General features: G+C 65.2%; 21 protein-coding genes. 14 read left to right on the forward strand and 7 right to left on the reverse strand.

What is annotated here, in order from left to right:
* Positions 1-122 precede the first annotated feature (122 nt).
* A complete protein-coding gene (locus tag A3M7_RS0138410; protein ID WP_027548623.1) occupies positions 123-1322 on the forward strand; it encodes a TrmJ/YjtD family RNA methyltransferase in 1200 nt (399 codons plus the stop codon).
* Between the two features lie 36 nt (positions 1323-1358).
* On the opposite strand, the gene A3M7_RS0138415 is transcribed toward A3M7_RS0138410, so the two are convergent.
* Genes A3M7_RS0138415 through mddA form a run of 3 tightly spaced genes read right to left on the reverse strand, consistent with a single transcriptional unit; the run spans position 1359 to position 3909 of the window.
* On the reverse strand, positions 1359-2111 hold the full coding sequence (locus A3M7_RS0138415; RefSeq protein ID WP_027548624.1) for a PaaI family thioesterase: 753 nt from the start codon (positions 2109-2111) through the stop codon (positions 1359-1361).
* A 32-nt stretch (positions 2112-2143) separates the two neighbouring features.
* On the reverse strand, positions 2144-3121 hold the full coding sequence (locus A3M7_RS0138420; protein ID WP_027548625.1) for an NADPH:quinone oxidoreductase family protein: 978 nt from the start codon (positions 3119-3121) through the stop codon (positions 2144-2146).
* Positions 3118-3909: a methanethiol S-methyltransferase gene (gene mddA / locus A3M7_RS0138425; protein ID WP_027548626.1), complete on the reverse strand. Its 792-nt coding sequence runs from the start codon at positions 3907-3909 to the stop codon at positions 3118-3120. The genes A3M7_RS0138420 and mddA overlap by 4 nt, the downstream gene beginning before the upstream one ends.
* 138 nt (positions 3910-4047) lie before the next feature.
* Between mddA and A3M7_RS0138430 the strand changes: the two genes are divergently transcribed.
* Entirely contained in the window at positions 4048-5607 is a 1560-nt protein-coding gene (locus tag A3M7_RS0138430; protein WP_027548627.1) for an alpha/beta hydrolase, read from the forward strand.
* A gap of 164 nt (positions 5608-5771) precedes the next feature.
* Here A3M7_RS0138430 and A3M7_RS0138435 read toward each other — a convergent pair whose 3' ends face one another.
* Entirely contained in the window at positions 5772-6425 is a 654-nt protein-coding gene (locus A3M7_RS0138435; protein WP_027548628.1) for a TetR/AcrR family transcriptional regulator, read from the reverse strand.
* 247 nt (positions 6426-6672) lie between these two features.
* Between A3M7_RS0138435 and A3M7_RS0138440 the strand changes: the two genes are divergently transcribed.
* From A3M7_RS0138440 to A3M7_RS0138450, 3 genes are read left to right on the forward strand one after another with little or no spacing between them, the layout of a single operon-like run.
* The gene (locus A3M7_RS0138440; RefSeq protein WP_027548629.1) at positions 6673-7215 is read left to right on the forward strand and encodes an OsmC family protein; all 543 of its coding nucleotides are present in this window, start codon (positions 6673-6675) and stop codon (positions 7213-7215) included.
* Positions 7216-7250: 35 nt separating this feature from the next.
* Positions 7251-8363 carry an acyl-CoA dehydrogenase family protein gene (locus A3M7_RS0138445; RefSeq protein ID WP_027548630.1) on the forward strand — a complete coding sequence of 371 codons (1113 nt, stop codon included), beginning with the start codon at positions 7251-7253 and terminating at the stop codon, positions 8361-8363.
* A 48-nt stretch (positions 8364-8411) separates the two neighbouring features.
* Complete coding sequence (locus tag A3M7_RS0138450) at positions 8412-9290, forward strand: sulfurtransferase (RefSeq protein WP_027548631.1); 879 nt, start codon at positions 8412-8414, stop codon at positions 9288-9290.
* A gap of 6 nt (positions 9291-9296) precedes the next feature.
* On the opposite strand, the gene A3M7_RS0138455 is transcribed toward A3M7_RS0138450, so the two are convergent.
* Positions 9297-11225, reverse strand: coding sequence for a sigma 54-interacting transcriptional regulator (locus tag A3M7_RS0138455; RefSeq protein ID WP_027548632.1), 1929 nt, complete (start codon positions 11223-11225; stop codon positions 9297-9299).
* Positions 11226-11385: 160 nt separating this feature from the next.
* On the opposite strand from A3M7_RS0138455, the gene A3M7_RS0138460 reads away from it, so the two are divergent.
* From A3M7_RS0138460 to cynS, 4 genes are all read left to right on the forward strand, one after another.
* Positions 11386-12765, forward strand: coding sequence for a CmpA/NrtA family ABC transporter substrate-binding protein (locus A3M7_RS0138460; RefSeq protein ID WP_027548633.1), 1380 nt, complete (start codon positions 11386-11388; stop codon positions 12763-12765).
* A gap of 157 nt (positions 12766-12922) precedes the next feature.
* Positions 12923-13762 carry a nitrate ABC transporter permease gene (ntrB, locus tag A3M7_RS0138465; RefSeq protein ID WP_027548634.1) on the forward strand — a complete coding sequence of 280 codons (840 nt, stop codon included), beginning with the start codon at positions 12923-12925 and terminating at the stop codon, positions 13760-13762.
* Positions 13763-13768: 6 nt separating this feature from the next.
* Positions 13769-14692, forward strand: a complete 924-nt coding sequence (locus tag A3M7_RS0138470; RefSeq protein WP_027548635.1) for an ABC transporter ATP-binding protein — start codon at positions 13769-13771, stop codon at positions 14690-14692.
* 16 nt (positions 14693-14708) lie between these two features.
* Positions 14709-15197 (forward strand): cyanase, encoded by a 489-nt coding sequence (cynS, locus tag A3M7_RS45660; protein ID WP_049823962.1) that lies wholly within the window; start codon positions 14709-14711, stop codon positions 15195-15197.
* A gap of 129 nt (positions 15198-15326) precedes the next feature.
* Here the strand turns inward: cynS and A3M7_RS0138480 are convergent, their stop codons facing one another.
* Positions 15327-15650 carry a DUF1476 domain-containing protein gene (locus A3M7_RS0138480; RefSeq protein ID WP_027548636.1) on the reverse strand — a complete coding sequence of 108 codons (324 nt, stop codon included), beginning with the start codon at positions 15648-15650 and terminating at the stop codon, positions 15327-15329.
* Positions 15651-15959: 309 nt separating this feature from the next.
* On the opposite strand from A3M7_RS0138480, the gene purC reads away from it, so the two are divergent.
* The 3 genes from purC to A3M7_RS0138495 are packed head-to-tail and all read left to right on the forward strand — an operon-like array spanning position 15960 to position 17226.
* On the forward strand, positions 15960-16727 hold the full coding sequence (gene purC / locus A3M7_RS0138485; protein WP_008974302.1) for a phosphoribosylaminoimidazolesuccinocarboxamide synthase: 768 nt from the start codon (positions 15960-15962) through the stop codon (positions 16725-16727).
* Between the two features lie 13 nt (positions 16728-16740).
* Positions 16741-16983, forward strand: a complete 243-nt coding sequence (gene purS, locus A3M7_RS0138490; RefSeq protein ID WP_027548637.1) for a phosphoribosylformylglycinamidine synthase subunit PurS — start codon at positions 16741-16743, stop codon at positions 16981-16983.
* A gap of 9 nt (positions 16984-16992) precedes the next feature.
* Entirely contained in the window at positions 16993-17226 is a 234-nt protein-coding gene (locus A3M7_RS0138495; RefSeq protein ID WP_027548638.1) for a hypothetical protein, read from the forward strand.
* Positions 17227-17233: 7 nt separating this feature from the next.
* Here the strand turns inward: A3M7_RS0138495 and A3M7_RS0138500 are convergent, their stop codons facing one another.
* Entirely contained in the window at positions 17234-18250 is a 1017-nt protein-coding gene (locus A3M7_RS0138500; protein WP_027548639.1) for a magnesium and cobalt transport protein CorA, read from the reverse strand.
* Positions 18251-18417: 167 nt separating this feature from the next.
* Between A3M7_RS0138500 and purQ the strand changes: the two genes are divergently transcribed.
* Together purQ and A3M7_RS0138510 are read left to right on the forward strand one after the other, a co-directional pair.
* A complete protein-coding gene (purQ, locus tag A3M7_RS0138505) occupies positions 18418-19119 on the forward strand; it encodes a phosphoribosylformylglycinamidine synthase subunit PurQ (protein ID WP_027548640.1) in 702 nt (233 codons plus the stop codon).
* Positions 19116-20090 (forward strand): tripartite tricarboxylate transporter substrate binding protein BugD, encoded by a 975-nt coding sequence (locus tag A3M7_RS0138510; RefSeq protein WP_027548641.1) that lies wholly within the window; start codon positions 19116-19118, stop codon positions 20088-20090. Before purQ ends, A3M7_RS0138510 begins: the two co-directional genes overlap by 4 nt.
* Positions 20091-20098 lie beyond the last annotated feature (8 nt).

Raw genomic sequence — 20098 nt, forward strand, 5'->3', positions numbered from 1 at the left:
AGAATTTTGTCAGGACAGGCAAACGACAGGCGGACAGGGCTGCGCCGGCCGGCGACGGGCTTGAATCAATTCCTGAGAGCGCCTTGCCAAGGCCTTGAGACGAAGAGTGAAAGCGAAACGAGATGTCGGGGACTGACAAGAGCAAGGCGGGTCTTTCCCTCGACGGTCCCATCGTGATCCTGGTCGAGCCGCAGCTTGGCGAAAACATCGGCATGGCCGCGCGCGCCATGGGCAACTTCGCCCTGAGCCGGTTGCGCATCGTCAACCCCCGCGACGGCTGGCCCAACACCGCCGCCCAGCGCGCCGCGGCCGGCGCCGACTACATTCTGGAAAAGGTCGAATTGTTTGGCACGGTCGAAGAGGCCGTCGCCGATCTCGACCTGCTGTTCGCCACCACCGCACGCCCCCATGACCAGGCCAAGCCGGTGGTGGGGCCGGAAGCTGCCGCCGCCGAGATCTCGGGGCACGTCGCCACAGGGGGCAAGGCCGGTATCCTGTTCGGCCGGGAGCGCTGGGGGCTGACGAACGAGGAGGTCGGGCTCTCCAACCGCATCATCACCTTCCCGGTCAATCCGGGCTTTGCCTCGCTGAACCTTGCCCAGGCCGTGCTGCTCGTCGGCTATGAATGGTTCAAGCTGGTGACCTCGGGCGAGCTGCCGCACGCCATGCCGGAGCGCTCCGAGCGGGCCTCGCAACACCAGATGCAGGCCTTCTTCGACAACCTGATCCGCGAGCTCGACCGGGTCGAATTCCTGCGCCCGGCAGAGAAGCGCGACACCATGCTGGTGAACCTGCGCAACATCTTCAGCCGGATGGAGCCGACCAAGCAGGACATGCACACCCTTCATGGAGTCGTCATGGCGATCGCCGAGGGACGCAAAGGCCCGGCCAAGGGCGGCGTGCTCGACGGCGAACAGGCGACCCGCCTGCGCGCGCTGCTGGCCGAGCACGGGCAGGGCGGCGGCGTCCCCGACAGCGGCAGTACCGTGCGCGGCCTCGCGCGCCTGCTCCGCCGCAACCCGACCGACGCCGAGCGCCTGCTCTGGCAGGCGCTGACCCGCGACCGCCGTTTCGCCGGCCAGTTCAAGCGCCAGACCCCGGTCGGCCGCCACATCCCGGACTTCGTCTCGTTCCCGCACCGGATCGCGATCGAGCTGGTGAACCCGGGCGAGGGCGAGACCATCGCGGCGGACCGCGCGGGCCGACGGACGTGGCTGGAAGCGCGGGACTATCGGGTGCTGGAGATCCGGGCCGCGGATGTGGAGCGCGATCTCGAGGCGGAGCTGGTGCGGCTGCAGGGGATGATCGAGCAGAGCGCGTAGGTCTCGTAGGGTGGCGCAGCCGCGGGCCAATCCACCCTAAGTGCGCCCGAGCTGCACCTCACGTTCCACCGCAATCCATGTCGCCCGCGCCACGGCCAGCAACGTCCCGGCTTCATCATGCACCGCGGCCTCGGCGGTGCGCTTGCGGCCGTCGCGGCCGGTCGGCCAGGCTGTGACGATGCAGCGGTCGCCGGGGCGCGGCCGCGCCTCGATCCGTGCCGACATCCGGCCGAGCAGGAGCGGGGCCTGGTCGAAGCTGTCGCTCTCCTGGTTGTAGTTGCAGGCATAGCCGGTGGGACAATCGAGCGCCGACCAGAGAAATTCGCTCGCGACCAGGCCGTCCTCGGCGGCCAGATTTGGATCGGGCGTCCAGCTCGCCGCGAGAACGGCGTTCCGCGCGTGACGCCCGAGCGGTCCTGCGAAAATGCGCAGGCCGTCGCCTTTCGCCCGTGCGGGACCGCAGACGAAACATGTCGGCAGCGGATGCTCGTGCGGCTTGACCGGCGTCAGCAATTCGGCGGCGGTTGCCTCGTCGAAGCTGGCGGTCTCGATACGCGCAAGCTCGACGCTTGCCGCTCGCCCGGTGGCGACGATTTTGGCGCCGTCGCGAAGCTCCCATGTGCTGTGGTCGGTCGCGACTGCATCGAGCGGCCTGTCCAGCGGAGGCGGTGCGCGCAGCGTCACCTCCGCAGCCCCGGGAATGTGCCGGGCCAGCCGGCCGCAGACATAACCGCCGTTGCCGGAGTTCGGAGGACCGCAGTAGCGCTTGTCAATGATGATCCGGGTCATCGGCTTTGTTCTCGCTTCCTCGTCGGCACACTCTACCTGATCTTGAGGACAATTCGTCCCTGAACCGTGCGATTGGCCACGGCGCGCATGGCGTCGCCAGCCTCCTCCAAAGGGAGGATGCGATCGATGTGCGGGCGGATCTGTCCGTCGGCCAGCAATCGCATCAGCGTGTCGTTCATGCGCGCGGCCTCCGCAGAAAATTTCTCCGCCCAGGCGCCGGCGAAGACGCCGATGATGGAATAGTTCTTCAGCAGCGGCAGGTTCATGGGGAGCTGTGGAATCTCGCCGCTGGTGAAGCCGATCGGCATCAGCCGTCCGCCCCACTTCATCAGCCGCGCCATCTGCTCGAAGACCGCACCACCGACATTGTCGAAGCCGACATCGATGCCGTCTCCCGACGTGATCGACTTGATCCGGTCGCGCAGGTCTTCGCTGCGATAGTTGACGACGTCGCTGGCCCCGTAACCACGCACCAGGGCGGCCTTGTCGTCGGAGCCGATCCCGGCGACGACGTGCAGGCCGAGATGGCGGCCGAGGTCGACAGCGGCGAGCCCAACGCCGCCGGCAGCGCCGGTGACGAACATGGTTTCGCCGCGCTGTGCCCGTGCCCGCTCGACCAGCGCATAATAGGCCGTGCCGTAATTGTGCAGGACCGTCGCCGCGGCCGCGAACGCGACGCCATCAGGCAGACGCACGCTCTTCGATTCCTTGGCGGTCATCCGTTCGGCGTAGCCGCCGGTCCAGCTGCTGCACGCCACGCGATCGCCGGGGGCGAATGTCGTGACCTCGTCGCCGACCGCGACGACGATGCCGGATGCTTCCGTGCCGGGCACGAAGGGCGTCGGCGGCCGCATCTGGTAGAGGCCCGAGACCATCAACTGGTCCATGAAGCTCACAGACGCCGCATGGACGTCGATGAGGATCTCGTCGACGGCGGGCCTCGGTTCGTCGATCTCATCGACGCGCAAATCCGCAGGGCCGGTGAACGAGCTGCACAGAACCGCTTTCATCGGGGCGCACCAACGGGTCGAGGCGACTGCCGATCGTCCCCCCGGCGGCGGCCGAAAAGGCGCGGCACCAGCATGGGAACGCGGCGGCGATAGTCCTGGTAGGTCGCGCCGAACTCGGCGATCAGATCCCGCTCCTCGAACTGCAGGGCGACCAGGATGTAGACCGTGTTCGCGATCGCGAACAGCAAGTGGCCGGCGGTCATCGCAGGCGTCGCCCAGAACGCGAGCAGGAATCCAAGCATGAGCGGATGCCGCACGATCTTGTAGAGTAGCGGCGTCCTGAAGGACTGACCCGATATCTCGGTCCCGCGGAATGCGACGAAAGCCTGACGCAGACCGAACAGATCGAAATGATCGATCATGTGGGTCGAGGCAAACGCGATCAGCCAGCCGAGCCAATGCACGACGATCAGCAGCAAGGCCGCGATTCCGCTCGTTTGCCAGATCGGCGTCGGGATCGGACGCCACTGCCAGAACAGCAGCAGGAGGATCAAGCTGGAGAGCAACACATAGGTGCTGCGCTGGCAGGCGACGGGAAGGAATTTGCCCCACCATCGCTTGAAGGCCGGCCGCGCCATGACGCTGTGCTGGATGGCAAACAGGCTCATCAGCAGCAGGTTGACGACGATGGCCTCACTCAAATTCGTGGGGCTGCCGACGTCGATCGACTTGTCGATTGACTTGGGCACGACATAATTGCCGACGAAACCGAGCGCGTAGAGAAATGAGACCGTGAACACGGCATAGCTCACGATGGCGTAGAGCAGGATCAGGAGACGCGCGAACATGTTTTGTCCTATTGTGCTGGTGGCGGTAGTGCCGCATGCAGGAGCCTCAATCGCTCGCTGGCGAGCCGACTCGATCTGACCCGACTGTTATCGCTGGACCGTCCCCTGTGCGTCCCCGGCCGGGGAGGGAGGATTTCCATGACGGCCTTCTCGCTGGGAACATTCGGGTTCCCCGAGGTCCATGCCGACGATCGCCCGATCAAGCTGGCCTTGCGCAAGGGGCTTGCGCTGCTGGTCTATCTCGCGGAGGCCAAGGGCGCTGTGGCGCGGGACGTCGTGGCCACGCTGCTGTGGCCCGAGAGCCCCGGCGAGACCGGCCGTGCGCGATTGCGGCGGCTGCTTCACCGCATCGAGCAGACGCTCGGCCATGCGGTTTTCGAGACTGACCGCAGCAGCGTGCGATGGTCTCCGGCGCTCGAGTTGAAGGTCGATACGCATCTGTTCGAGGGCGCCTGCGACCGCGGCGACTTTGAGCAGGGCTGCCAGATTTACCGGAGCGACTTCCTGGCCGGCTTCGTGCTGGACGACTGTCCCGAATTCGGCGAATGGGCATTCTTCCGCCGTGAGGCGCTGCGGGGACGGCTCATGCACGCACTGGAGCGTCTGGTGCAGGACAAAAATGCCGCCGGCGAGCATTTTGCCGCGACCGCACATGCGGGACGTCTGGTCGAGCTCGATCCGCTGAGTGAGGTGTATGGCCGGCATCTGATCCGCAGCCTGCTGCTGGCCGGCGACCGAAGTGCGGCTGAGCGGCACCACGCGGCGCTGACAGAGCGGCTGCGCGGCGAACTCGGGGTCGCGCCGGAAGCCGAGACCGAGGCGCTGATGAGCCCTGCGGCGGCGTCGCATGACGTTCCGGCGACGCGCTACGTCAAGGGCGCGGGCGTACACCTCGCATATCAGACCTATGGCAGCGGCCCGCTCGATATCCTGGTCATGCCCGGCTTCGTGTCGCATGTGGAGCGCGCCTGGGAGCATCCCGCGAGCCGGACGTTTCTGGCGTCGTTGATGAAGCTCGGGCGGCTGATCGTGTTCGATCGCCGCGGCATCGGGCTGTCCGACCGGGTCGGATCGGCCCCCGGCATCGACGTCACCGCGGAAGATATCGGCACAGTCCTGCGCGCGGCGAATGCGCGCCGCGTCGTGCTGTTTGGCGCGTCCGAATGCGGGCCGGCCTGCATCAAATTTGCGGTCGATGAACAGCGCCTGGTGGCCGGCCTCATCCTGTTCGGCGCGCTGGCCAAGGGCTGCTGGTCACCGGACTATCCGCACGCGCTGCGCGCCAGCCAGTATGACGCCTGGCGCCAGCATCTCGTCGCGCAATGGGGCGGCCCGGTCGGGATCGAGACCTTCGCGCCGAGCCTTGCCGGTGATCCGCAGGCGCGCGCCTGGTGGGCCGGGCTATTGCGCGCGGCTTCCAGCCCCGGCGGCATCTCTGCCGTGCTCGAGGCGTTTCGCGATGCCGACGTGCGACACCTTCTGGCGCAGATCGCCGTGCCGACATTGGTGCTGCACCGGCGCGGCGACCAGGCGGTACGGATCGCGGCCGGCCGCGACATGGCGAGCCGGATCAAGGGCGCGCAATTCGTCGAGCTCGACGGCAACGATCACTGGTTCTTTGCCGGCGATCAGGGGCCGGTGCTGGAGGCGATCAGGGGATTCGTGGGGGCGTTGGGCGAGGGGAAGTCGAGGACGTAGGGTCGTAGCCCGGATGAGCGAAGCGATATCCGGGAAAAGTCCCGCTTGTCGCTACGCTCATGCGGGCTACATCATGAGCCCCGTAGCCCGGATGGAGCGGAGCGTAATCCGGGACGGTGTCCCCGCATTCCGCTACGCTCATGCGGGCTACAAGATCAAAGCGGTCACACCGCCTCGAGCTGATCCGCCGCGCGCTTCTTCTTCGTCTTGGACTGGCCGAGCAGGGGGCCGGCGGTAAGCGCGGCCGTATCCGCAACGCCCGGGTCGCGCGAGATCATCGCCGCGACGATCGCGCCGTCGATGATGAGACCGAGCTGGTGCGCGAGCACTGCTGGCTCGCTCGATCCGAGCTCGCCGGCGAGCTTCTCGATATGGCCGAGCACGATCTTCTTGTGCTTCAGCGCGATGTTGCGGAACTGCTTGGCGTCCTTGTCGTGCTCGCCGACCGCGTTGATGAAGGGGCAGCCGTAGAAGCGCTCCTCCGCGAACCAGCTCTTCAGCGCCGGGAAGATGCGCGTCAGCTTCGCCTGCGCGTCGCCGCCGCCTTCTTCCATGGCGCCGATGAACCATTCGCGCCACTGCTTGCCTTCGCTCTCCAGCACCGCGTTGACGAGATTGGTCTTGGAGCCGAACAATTTGTAAAGCGTGGTCTTCGCCGTGCCGGCTTCCTCGATGATCGCGTCGATGCCGGTGGCGTTGATGCCGTTCTTGCAGAACAGATGCGTCGCGGCGCTCAAGAGGCGCCCGCGCGCGGACTCGTCCTCGCCAGCACCGGCGTGGGGCGAATTGGATGTCTTCTTCGATGACGTCTTTGCCATGAGTCCAAACTTACCCGCAGCCGCGCCGCATCAGCAAGCCGCATCTGTTCCGCGCTGAAAAGATTCGCAGAGCGCAGCCCATCTGCATCGCCTTTGAGCAAACGGCTGCTGATCAATCCGCAGGCAGCGATCGCTAAGCGGCTCCAATGCTTCGCAATTTGCTTTTGGCCTCCTCTGGCACGCTCCATGCAAGGAAACAGACCGTTCGGTATCCTGCCGATTTCCTCGGCTGCCAGGGAGAAAACTGATGACTGCCGTCGTTCAAAAGACAGTGCTGACGGGTTGCCTCGCGCCCATCGACAAGAATGGGCTCGAGCAACTGATCGCGAGCGGCAAGGCCAATCCGAAGGTCGTCAAGACCTTGAAGTGCAAGACGGTCGCGGAAGGCAAGTTCCGCCACGCCAACTACATCCGCAACCTGCCGCCCTACATCGTCGACGAGCCGCCGGGCCTTCTGGGTGACGATACCGCGCCCAATCCGTCCGAAGCCTCGCTCGCCGCGCTCGGCTCCTGCCTTGCGGTCGGCCTGCACGCCAACGCCGTGCATCGCGGCTGGATCGTCAACAAGCTCGAGCTCGAGCTCGAAGGCGACCTCAACATCACGGCCGTGTGGGGCACCGGCGATGTCTCCGACAAGCCGGTCGGCTTCACCGACGTGCGCGTCAAGGTCGACATGGAGTGCGAAGGCATCGCGCAGGACGAGATCAACGCGCTGGTCGCCCATGTGAAGAAATGGTCTCCGGTCGCCAACACCTTCACCCGCCCGGTCAATCTCGAGGTCGGCATCTAGGCTGACGGCAACAGGACAAGGTGCGGGAGACGATCATGGGTTCACTGGCTTTATCACGGGCCGACATTTTGGATCAGCCCGCACCGTCCATTGCAGGCGAGGTGGCGCGGATCGCGCGCGAGCAGCTCGCGCCGCTCGCCGCCGGCATCGACGACGGCTCGGTCTATCCGGCCGAGGTGCTGCGCAAGTTCGGCGAGGTCGGTGCCTGGGGCAGTCACATGCCGCATGAAGGTCCCGCCGATTTGCGCTGCGCGATCCAGGCGATGGCAGCGATCGGCGAGGTCTGCGGCGCCACGGCGTTCATGGCCTGGTGCCAGAACACGCTGGTCTGGTACGCCGCCAACTCCACCAATATGAAGCTGGCAAAGCGCTTCGGCGATGCGTTCTCGACCGGCCGCGTGCTCGGCGGCACCGGGCTCTCCAACCCGATGAAGAGCTTTTTCGGCATCGAGAAGCTCAAGCTGAAAGGGCGAAAGGTCGAGGGCGGCTACATCGTCCGCGGCGCGCTGCCATGGGTCTCCAATCTCGGCCCCGACCATTATTTCGGTACCATCTTTGAGCGCGAGGACGAGCCGGGGCTCGTGATGTTCCTGGCCGACTGCTCCGATCCCGCGATCACGCTCACGCCGTGCAAGCCGTTCCTCGCCATGGACGGCACCGGCACCTATGGCGTGCAGTTCCGCGACGCGTTCGTGCCGGATGAGCTGATCCTCGCCGATCCCGCCGGTCCGTTCGTCAAGAAGATCCGCGCCGGCTTCATCCTGCTTCAGGCCGGCATGGCGCTTGGCGTGATCAGAGACTGCATCAACATCATGGACGAGGTCGGGGGTCCCCTCGGCCACATCAACCGCTATCTGCCGCAGCAGCCGGTGCATTTCCGCGATCTCGCCGCCGAGCTGGAGGCCGAGACCATGGCGCTGGCGCGCGATCCCCACAACGAGGAGGAAACCTACTGGCGCAAGGTGATCGCGCTCCGCTTGCGCGCCGGCGAGGCCAGCGTCGCGGCGGCGCATGCGGCGATGCTGCATTGTGGCGCGCGCGGCTACCTGAAGAGTCACCGCGCGCAGCGGCGTCTGCGCGAAGCCTATTTCGTCGCGATCGTCACGCCTGCCACCAAGCAGTTGCGCAAGATGCTTGCCGATTCCTGATCTTTGCGAGTCCACCCGAAGACCCCCAACCTCAACGGAGAGGCTGCCATGACTGACGTTCTGATCACTGCCGTCGAACTCGCCGATCTCTTGAAGCTAGAGCCGTGTGTCGTCATCGACACCCGCAACCCCGATGCCTACGCCGCCGGCCACCTGCCGGGCGCCGTCAACGTGCACGAGATTTTCACGTTCCTCGCGACCTCGACGCCGGAGGGGATGGCCGAACTGAAGACCAAGTTCGCCGACGCGTTCGGCGGCGCCGGCCTCTCCGGCAAGGAGACGGCTGTGATCTACGAACAGTCGATGAACTCAGGCTTCGGCCAGTCCTGCCGCGGCTATTACCTGCTCACCATGCTCGGCTATCCCAAGGTGAAGGTGCTGCATGGCGGCTTCGATGCCTGGTCGGCGGCGGGCTTCCCGGTGACGAAGGACGTGCCCACGCCCGCGAAGGCTTCGTTCTCGATCGTGCCGGAAGCGGGCGAGATCCTGATCGATGCGAAGACGATGCTTGGCGCCGTCGGCAAACCCGGCATCGCCATCCTCGACGTGCGCGACGTCGACGAGTGGATCGGCGACAGCTCGTCTCCGTACGGCAAGGACTTCTGCCCACGCAAGGGCCGCATCCCCGGCGCGGTCTGGCTGGAATGGTACCGCATGATGAAGCCGACTGCCGAAGGCCCGCGCTTCAAGTCCAAGGACGAGATTTTGGCCGAATGCGCCACCGTCGGCATCTCGCAGACGACGCCGGTCTATCTCTACTGCTTCAAGGGCGCGCGGGCCTCGAACACGTTCCTGGCGCTGAAGAACGCCGGCGTGAAGGACGTGCGGATGTATTTCGGCTCCTGGAACGAATGGTCGCGCGATCCGTCGCTGCCGATCGAGCAGGGACTGCCGATCGCATCTGATGTGACGACCAAGGCGGCGTGAGCGTCGCTAACCGAAGGCCCGCGGACGGGGCGCAATTCCAAGCGCCTTGATCCGCGAGGCCAGCGTGGTCGGCTTGATGTCGAGCATTTCCGCCGCGCCGCCGGGGCCGAACACTTTTCCCGCACAGGCCTCGAGCGCGGCGAGAATGTTGGCGCGCTCGTGATCGCGCATCTCCGACGACGTCATGACCGCCGGGCGCGCGTCGGCCTTCTGGCGCGCGGTGCCGGCCGGAGCTGGCGCGCCGGATGTGTCAGGCAGGTCGATGCGCAGGCGGCCGTTCTGCGACAGGATCGCGGCGCGCTCGATCACGTTCTGCAATTCGCGGACATTGCCGGGCCAGTCGTAGCGCGTCAGCCGGCGCGCATCGCCCTCCGACAGCCGCAGGTTCGACTTCAATGCCTTGCTCTCGCGCGTCAGGAAATGCTGGGCGAGCAGGGGAATGTCCTCGCGCCGCTCGCGCAGGGGCACCGTCTCGATCGGGAAGACGTTGAGGCGGAAATAGAGGTCCTCGCGAAAGCGGCCGCGCTGCACTTCCTGCTTGAGATCGCGGTTGGTCGCGGCGATGACGCGGACGTCGACGGCGCGGGTACGCTCCTGTCCGACGCGCTCGAAATTGCCTTCCTGCAACACGCGCAGCAGCTTGCCTTGCAGTTCGAGCGGGATCTCGCCGACCTCGTCGAGGAACAGCGTGCCGCCGTCGGCGAGTTCGAACCGGCCGATGCGGTCGCGCGTCGCGCCGGTGAAGGCGCCGCGGACATGGCCGAAGAACTCGCTCTCGAACAGTTCGCGCGGGATCGCGGCGCAGTTGACGCGGATCAGCGGCCGGTCGCTGCGGGTGGAGTCCTCGTGAATGGCGCGGGCGATCAGCTCCTTGCCGGTGCCGGACTCGCCGGTGATCATCACGGCCGCGGTGGTCGGCGCCACCAGCTTGACCTGGCGCAGCGTCTTCTGGACCGCCTCGCTTTGACCGATGATGCCGCGCGGATTGGTCTCGATGCGGATTTCCTCCTGGAGATAGGCGTTCTCCAGCTCGAGCCGCTCGCGCAGGCGGTCGACTTCAGTGAGCGCGGCGTGCAGCTTCTCGTCGGCCTCGCGGCGCTGGCTGACGTCGCGAAACACCACGACGGCGCCGACCACGACGCCGCGGTCGCGGATGGGCGTGGAGGTGTATTCGACCCAGGCCGGCGAGCCGTCCTTGCGCCAGAACACCTCGCCATCGACCTGGTGCACGGCGCCGTCGCGGAACGCCGCGTAGATCGGACAGTCATGGTTGTGATAGTGCCGGCCATCGTGATGGGTGTGGTGCACGATCGGGTGGATCTCCTTGCCGACCAGCTCCTCGGCGGTCCAGCCCAGCATCCGTTCGGCGGCAGGGTTGACGAAGGTGGTCTTTCCTTCCGCGTTCACGCCATAGATGCCTTCGCCGGCGGCGCGCAGGATCAGCTGGTTCTCGCGCTCGATGTCCTGGAACACCCGCTCGACCCGCTGCCAGGTCGAGATGCCGCTGCGCATGTGGTCTTCGGCGGCGGCATCGACATTGCGGCGCCGGCGCGCGTCGAGATCGGTCAGCGTGAGCTGCACAAGCGTGCGGCCGTCGTGGGGCAGGACGCAGCCGGCATATTCCAGCCTGAGATTTTGCCCCGTTGCATGGCGGGGGGTGAGCGCGGTGGTCCAGTAGGCGCCCTTGTGCAGCACGGCCTGGGTGAACACGGTCAGGGCCGGAAGCTCGCCGGCGTGCAGGGTGCTGGCCCTGGTCTGCCGCAGCAGCGCGCGGTCGTAGCCGAGCAGGGCGCAGGCGGCCGGATTGGCATCGATGATCTGGTCGGCATAGGGATCGACCAACAGCGTGGCCTCGACGGAGGATTCGAAGGCCGCGACGCGCGGATCGATCGCCTCGGCGGTATCATCGGAAACGAGCATCGGCATCGTTGCCATTACGAAATCTCGTGATTGAGCTACGAATTCTCGTGTATCACGAATTTTCGTAGCGGCCAAGCGCGACCAAAAGTGCTGCGTCATCAAGGCACTGGCCGGCCGAAAGGCGATGGCATGCTCCTTGCGTAATTCCCCCCTGCAATGACGCGCAGGAGGTCCGATGTCCACGTTCGACAATCCGTTTGATCCCGATCGCAACCTTCGAGCCGGCTGCGTCTGTGGCCAGCACCAATCCGTGGCGGAGCACGAGCAGGCCACCGCCTTGCGCTGCGATCCGGTCGAGAGCGAGGAGAAGCGCTACGAGGGCGTCGTCGCTTCCGCCGTAATGCGCGCGATGTTTCCGCAGGACGTGGCGCGGCGCGCCTTCCTGAAATCGGTCGGCGCGTCCACGGCGCTGGCCGCGCTGTCGCAGTTCTTCCCGATTCAGACGGCGACCGAAGTCTTTGCGCAGGCCGGAGCGCCCGAGAAGAAGGACCTCAAGGTCGGCTTCATCCCGATCACCTGCGCGACGCCGATCATCATGGCAGCGCCGATGGGCTTCTATTCCAAGCACGGCCTCAACGTCGAAGTGGTCAAGACCGCCGGCTGGGCCGTGATCCGCGACAAGACCATCAACAAGGAATACGACGCCGCGCACATGCTGGCGCCGATGCCGATCGCGATCTCGCTCGGCCTCGGTGCCAACGCCATTCCGTTTGCCGTCCCCGCGATCGAGAACATCAACGGGCAGGGCATCGTGCTGGCGACCAAGCACAAGGACAAGCGCGACCCGAAGGACTGGAAGGGCCTGAAATTCGCGATCCCCTTCGACTACTCCATGCACAATTATCTGCTGCGCTATTATCTCGCCGAGCACGGGCTCGACCCCGACACCGACGTGCAACTGCGCTCGGTGCCGCCGCCGGAGATGGTCGCGAACCTCCGCGCCGACAACATCGACGGCTTCCTTGCGCCCGACAACATCTGCCAGCGCGCGATCTATGACGGCGTCGGCTTCATGCATCTCTTGTCCAAGGAGATCTGGGACGGCCATCCCTGCTGCAGCTTTGCCGCCAGCCGCGAATTCATCACCACGGCGCCGAACAGCTTTGCCGCGCTGACGCGCGCCATCGTCGATGCCACCGCCTATGCGTCGAAGGCCGAGAACCGCAAGCAGATCGCCGAAGCCATCGCGCCCGCCAACTACATCAATGCACCGGTCACGGTGCTGGAGCAGGTGCTGACCGGCACCTATGCCGACGGCCTCGGCGGGGTGAAGACCGACGCCAAGCGCGTCGATTTCGATCCGTTCCCCTGGCAGTCCTTTGCGGTGTGGATGCTGACGCAGATGAAGCGCTGGGGCCAGATCAAGGGCGACGTCGACTACAAGGCGGTGGCCGAGCAGGTGTATCTGGCGACGGACACCAAGAAGCTGATGACCGAGATGGGCCTGTCGCCGCCGGCGAGTGCTTACAAGTCGTTCGCGGTGATGGGCAAGACCTTCGATCCGGGCAAGCCCGAGGATTACGTTGCGAGCTTCAAGATCAGGAAGGCGTCGTGATGGACCGCGCTCTCTCATCGTCGTCCCGGCGAAGGCCGGGACCCATACGCCGTGCTTTCTCGATGCGGCACGCGGGCGGACATTGTGCGCGACAAGCCAGAGCGGTGGTTATGGGTCCCGGCCTTCGCCGGGACGACACGTGGAGAGGTGTTGCAAGATGACCACCTCCCTCCGTCTCCGCGCCGGCCTCGTCTCGATCGTGCTGCTGGCCGCGTTCCTCGGCATCTGGCATCTCGCCACGCGCGCGACGGCGCCGGTCGCGACGATGAGCCCGGAATACGCCAAGCTGATGGGCCTTACCGCGACGCAGGGCAAGTCGGCGATGCCCGGTCCGCTCGATGTCGGCGCAAAGCTGTGGGAGCACCTGAAGCGGCCGTTCTACGACAACGGGCCGAACGACAAGGGGCTCGGCATCCAGCTCGCCTATTCCATCGCGCGCGTCGGCACCGGCTATTTGCTGGCGGTGCTCGTCGCGATCCCGCTCGGCTTCCTCATCGGCATGTCGCCGCTGCTGAGCAAGGCGCTCGACCCCTTCATCCAGGTCTTGAAGCCGATCTCGCCGCTCGCCTGGATGCCGCTTGCGCTCTACACCATCAAGGATTCCTCGATCTCCGCGATCTTCGTGATCTTCATCTGCTCGATCTGGCCGATGCTGCTCAACACCGTCTTTGGCGTCGCCAGCGTGCGCAAGGAATGGATCAACGTCGCGCGCACGCTCGAGGTCGGCACCATCAGGCGCGCCTTCACGGTGATCCTCCCCGCAGCGGCGCCGACGATCCTGACCGGCATGCGCATTTCCATCGGCATCGCCTGGCTCGTGATCGTCGCCGCCGAGATGCTCGTCGGCGGCACCGGTATCGGCTACTTCGTCTGGAACGAGTGGAACAACCTCTCGATCACCAACGTCATAATCGCGATCCTCTTGATCGGGATCGTCGGCATGCTGCTCGACCAGATCCTCGCGCGCTTCACGCGCATGGTCACATTTCCGGAGTAGGGGCCGATGACCGACAAATTCGTCTCCATCGAAGGCATCGCAAAGCGCTATCCGGGTGCGGGCGGTGCCACGACCACCGTGTTCGAGAACCTGTGGCTGTCGATGCCGCGCGGGGAGTTCTGCTGCGTGATCGGCCATTCCGGCTGCGGCAAGACCACGGTGCTCAACATCCTCGCCGGCCTCGACGCGCCGAGCGAGGGCGCCGTCATCGTCGACGGGCAGGCGATTTCGGGGACGAGCCTCGATCGCGCCGTGATCTTCCAGAGCCACGCGCTGCTGCCTTGGCGCACCGTGCTCGGCAACGTCGCCTATGCCGTGAGCTCGAAATGGCGCAACTGGGATCGGGCGAAGGTCAAGGCGCATGCGCAGACCTTCATCGATCTCGTCGGCCTGACGGGTTCGGAGCACAAGCGTCCCTCGGAGCTCTCGGGCGGCATGAAGCAGCGCGTCGGCATCGCCCGCGCGCTCTCGATCACGCCGAAGATGATGCTGATGGACGAGCCGTTCTCGGCGCTGGACGCGCTGACGCGCGGCACGCTTCAGGACGAGGTGCGGCGCATCTGTCTGGAGACTGGCCAGACCGCGTTCATGATCACCCACGACGTGGACGAGGCGATCTACCTCGCCGACAAGATCTTCCTGATGACCAACGGCCCCGGCGCGGTGCTTGCGGAGGTGGTCGAAAATCCGCTGCCGAAGGATCGCGGCCGCACTGACCTGCACCGCCATCCGCTGTACTACGCGCTGCGCAACCACATCATCGATTTCCTGGTGACGCGCAGCAAGACATTCGCGGCCGAGAAGCCCGGTCACGATCCGCGCAACGTGCCCGTGGTGCATATCGGCAAGCCCGGGCTGACGGTCGCCTCCAGCGGCGAAGAGCAACGACAGACCTGGACACCCGGGACCACCCCCGGATTGACTGCTTGAAAAGGGAGACCCTGACATGAAACGCGAAGACCTCACCGAGAAGCTGCTCGACATCAAGCGCGAGAAGGGCTGGAGCTGGAAATACATCTGCGAGAAGATCGGCGGCTATGCGGAGGTGCTGATCGTCGGCGCGATCCTCGGCCAGATGAAACTGACGAAGCCCCAGGCCGCCAACGCCGGCGAGCTGTTCGGCCTGTCGAAGGCCGAGACCGCGATGCTCAACGAGGTGCCGATGCGCGGCACCGGCACGCCGATGCCGCCGACCGATCCCCTGATCTACCGCTTCTACGAAATGGTGATGGTGAACGGCCCGGCCTGGAAGGCGCTGATCGAGGAAGAATTCGGCGACGGCATCATGTCGGCGATCGACTTCGACATGGGAATCGAGCGCGTCGCGAACCCGAAGGGCGACCGCGTCAAGATCACCATGAGCGGCAAGTTCCTGCCGTACAAATATTACGGCGCCAGCGGCAACGTGCCGGAGTATGGCTTCAAGGAGGGGTGATCCTCGCTGTTGTCATTCCGGGGCGGTCCGCAGGACCGAACTATGGTGCGCAATTGCGCACCTGAGAATCTCGAGATTCCGGGTTCGCGTCTTCGACGCGCCCCGGAATGACGACGATTTGGAGAGACGCTACTTCCCCGCCTTCACCTCGGCCGCGGCGACACCGAGCAACTCGCTCATCTTGGCGCGAATCGCCTGTTCGGTGACGACGACGCTCTTGGCGGCGAAATCGGCCATGAGCTTGCGCAGGACGTCGCCATCGCCAGCCTCCTCGAAATCGGCCGCGACCACCTCCTTGGCGTAGGCCGTGGCGGCTTCGCCGGATTTGCCGAGCTTTTCCGCGGCCCACAGCCCGAGCAGGCGGTTGCGGCGGGCCTCCGCCTTGAACTTCTGCTCCTCGTCGAGGGCGAACTTCTTCTCAAAGCCTTCCTCGCGCTTGTTGATCTCGTTCATGCCTTTTCCAATTCCCTGCTGACTGGACCCGGCGGCCCTCGTTGCGAGAGCCCCGGCGCATGCCTAGATAAGGAGCACGAATCGGCAAAACAACGAGCCGTTAAGCCGCAGGCAAAACGGTATAAGTTGGTGCCGGACGGCCGGATCGATTGTGCTCGGACAGCCAATCGGATAGGTTGCCTAAAGGCTTGGTTCCCGTTCTGTTTCTACGGGTTCCCGGCCGTTCACGGCAGCTCCGCTGTGGGTCGTAATCCTAGTCAACCGGAGCACACCAAATTCATGGATTTCAACAAAACACGGTACATCCCCATGAGCCGTCGGCGTCGCATTTATGAAGGCAAGGCAAAGGTTCTTTACGAAGGCCCGGAGCCCGGTACCCTGATCCAGCACTTCAAGGATGACGCCACCGCGTTCAATGCGAAAAAGCATCAGGTGATCGAGGGCAAGGGTGTCCTCAACAACCGGATCTCGGAGTACCTGTTTCAGCACCTCAACGACATCGGGGTGCCGACCCACTTCATCCGCCGCCTCAACATGCGCGAGCAGCTGATTCGCGAGGTCGAGATCGTGCCGCTGGAAGTGGTGGTGCGGAACGTCGCCGCCGGCTCGCTGTCGCAGCGCCTCGGCATCGAGGAGGGCACGCAGCTGCCGCGCTCGATCATCGAATTCTACTACAAGAACGACCAGCTCAACGACCCCATGGTGTCGGAAGAGCACATCACCGCTTTCGGCTGGGCGACGCCCCAGGAAATCGACGACATCATGGCGCTTGCCATCCGCGTCAACGACTTCCTCACCGGCCTCTTCCTCGGCATCGGCATTCGCCTCGTCGACTTCAAGATGGAGTGCGGGCGGCTGTTCGAGAACGAGATGATGCGGATCATCGTCGCCGACGAGATCTCGCCGGACTCCTGCCGCCTGTGGGACATCAAGTCGAACGAGAAGCTCGACAAGGATCGTTTCCGCCGCGATCTCGGCGGGCTGCTGGAGGCCTATACCGAAGTTGCAAAACGCCTCGGCATCCTCATGGAGAACGAGCGTCCGGCGGGCTCCGGCCCGGTGCTGGTGAAGAGCTAAAGGGGTTTTCGACGTGAAGGCACGTGTCACCGTTACCTTGAAAACGGGCATCCTCGATCCGCAAGGAAAGGCCATCGAAGGCGCGCTGAAGTCGCTCGGCGTCGACGGCGTCGCCAGCGTCCGCCAGGGCAAGGTGTTCGACATCGAACTCGCCGGCGCCGACAAGGCCAAGGCGGAAGCCGCGCTGAAGGAGGCCGCCGACAAGCTGCTGGCGAACACCGTGATCGAGAATTATGCGATCGAGATGAAAGGCTGAGAGACAGCAATGGCCGAGGTCAGCAACGAGTTGATCTTTGAGGTTCTCAAGCAAGTGCAGCAGAGGCTCGATCGCGTTGATCACAAGATCGACGAGATCAAGTCTGAGCTGAACGCGCTCCGAGGACATCAGATTTCAATGCAGCAGGACCTCCAGAACGTGTACGGAATACTCGGACGTTCTGACGTGAGGCTTGAGCATATCGAGCGCAGACTCGAGATAAACGAAGTTCCTGCGCAATAAATCGGCATCACAGCCACCCGACGCGGCGGAAGCGCCAGTACAACCCGAGGCAGGCGAGCGCCATCAATCCCAGCACGATGAAGTAGCCGTATTCCAGCTGTAGCTCCGGGATGTACTTGAAGTTCATCCCGTAGATACCGGCGACTGCGGTCGGGACGGCCAGGATCGCGAGCCAGGAGGCGAGCTTCTTGGAGACCGCCGTCTCCTGCGCCTGTCCCACCAGCAGGCTCGCTTCGAAGGCGAAGGCCAGCACCTCGCGCATGGAATCGATGCGCTCCTGGATGTTCCTGACGTGGTCGGTGACGTCGCGGAACAGCGGCTGCATGGCCTGCCGCACCATCGCCAGCTCGTCATGCTCCAGACGGCGGCAGACCTCCACCAGCGGGCCGATCGCGTTCCTGAGCCGCAGCAGGTCGCGGCGCAGCATGTAGAGCCGCTCGATCTGCGCCTTGCTGATCGGCTTGGAGAGCACGTCGTCCTCGATGCCCTCGACCTCGTCATGGATGCTCTCGAGCACGGGCGAGTAGTTGTCGACGATGAAATCGAGGATGGCGTAGAGGATGTAGTCCTCGCCGCGCGCGAGCGCTCGCGGGCAGCTCTCGCAGCGTTCGCGCACCGGCGTGTAGGACGTCGAGGCGCCGTGGCGCACCGAGACCAGATAGCCTTCGCCGACGAAGATGTGGGTCTCGCCGAAGGCGATCCGGCCCTCGACCAGCTGCGCCGTCCGCGCCACGATGAACAGGGCCTCGCCATATTGCTCGATCTTGGGCCGCTGATGGGCGTGGGCGGCGTCCTCGATCGCGAGATCGTGCAGGTCGAACTGCTTCTGCACGGCGCCGAGCAGGGCCGCGTTCGGCTCGTGCAGCCCGATCCAGACCACGTGGCCGGGCTTGGCCCGCCAGCTCGAGGCCTCGCTGATGGCGATGTTGGCGACGCGCCGGCCGTCGACATAGGCACCCGCGGCGACGACGCCCTCAGCGGACACCGGATCGGCGGAGGATGCGGGCAGCGACGGGACGTTCATGGCTGCAATCCCGGGCAAAATCGTCAGGCAAAAGCGCCGTGGCTATGGCCTGTGTACAAGGCCGTCCGGCGAGGCTAGCACTGGTAAAATCCCCGTCAAATGGCTATGTCTCTTCACGAATTGGCCCTTTGGCCAGCCCGATTCCCGTCACTGTCGGAACCCCTGCCATGAAAGCCGCCATCCTCGTCTTTCCCGGAATCAACCGCGAGCGCGACATGGCGCGCGCGCTGAGGCTGATCTCGGGCAGCGAGCCCGCGATGGTCTGGCACGCCGAGACGTCGCTGCCTGCGGGCACCGATCTCGTGGTCGTGCCCGGCGGCTTCTCCTATGGCGATTACCTGCGCTGTGGCGCAATCGCCGCGCGTGCGCCGGTGATGGATGCGGTGCGCGACTATGCGGCCAAGGGCGGCCTCGTGCTCGGCGTCTGCAACGGTTTTCAGATCCTCTGCGAGTCCGGCCTCTTGCCGGGTGTGCTGATGCGCAATGCGCGGCTGAAATTCATCTGCCGCGACGTGCATCTGCGCGTCGAGCGTTCCGACACGCCGTTCACCCGCGGCTACAATGCCGGGCAGGTGATCCGCGTCCCCGTCGCGCATGGCGAGGGCAATTACGAGGCGGATGAGGAGACCATCAAGCGCATCGAGGGCGAGGGGCGGGTGCTCTATCGCTACTGCTCGGCCGACGGCGCGGTTGACGAGAGCCACAACATCAACGGCGCGGCGCATTCGATCGCCGGCCTCGTCAACGACAGGGGCAACGTACTCGGCATGATGCCGCATCCGGAAAACCACGTCGAAGACATCATGGGCTGCACCGACGGCCGCGGCCTGTTCGCCGGCCTCACCGCGCATCTGGAAAAGGCCGCGTGATCTCGTTCGTGCTGAAGCGGTCTTTGGCCGCTGTCGCCGTCGTTGTTTTCGCGACGGCCGCGTTCGCCCAGGATTTCCCCAAGCGTCCGATCACCATGATCGTGCCGTTCGCGGCCGGCGGCACCTCGGACGTGATCGCGCGCACCGTCGCCGAGCAGATGGGCATCGCGCTCGGCCAGACCATCGTCATCGAGAACGTCGCCGGCGCCGGCGGTTCGACCGCGCTGGCACGCGCCTCCCGCGCCGAGCCTGACGGTTACACCATCGCGATCGGCAATGCCGGCACCAATGCCGCGACCTACACGATCTATCCAAAGCTGCCGTTCACGCCCGAATCCTTCGTGCCGATCGCCATGGTGGCGAAGACGTTCGGCATCATCGCGATCCGGAAGGATTTTCCGGCGAAGGACCTCAAGGAGTTCATCGCCTACGCCAAGGCCAATCCGGGCAAGATCAATCTCGGCCATGCCGGCGTCGGCTCCTCGAACTATTTGATCTGCAAGAGCTTCGTCACCGCCGCCGGGATCGACGCGACGCTGGTCGGCTATCGCGGCGCCGCGCCTGCGCTGACCGATGCGGTCGGCAGCCAGATCGACGGCGTCTGCGATGCGGCCGCCTCGGTGTCGCAGTCGATCAACGAGAAGCTGGTGCGGGGGCTCGTGGTCGGCTCGACCGTGCGGCTCGCGACGCTGCCCGATCTGCCGACGTCCGCCGAAGCCGGCCTTCCCGAATTCGAGGCGCAGGGCTGGAACGGCCTGTTCGCGCCCAAGGGCACGCCGCCGGCCGTCATCGCCAGGCTGAATGCAGCGGCGCGCACGGCGGTGGAGACCGACGCGGTCAAGAAGCGTTTTGCCGATCTCTCGACCGTCGCGCCCGATGACAACGAGCATACGCCGGAGCTGCTTCAGCAGCTCGTGACGCGCGACGTCGAGAAATACCGGAAGATGCTGGCGGACGACGCCAAGCCATAGCGCCTCGC

Source organism: Bradyrhizobium sp. WSM2254, assembly GCF_000472645.1.
Classification (GTDB): Bacteria; Pseudomonadota; Alphaproteobacteria; order Rhizobiales; family Xanthobacteraceae; genus Bradyrhizobium; species Bradyrhizobium niftali.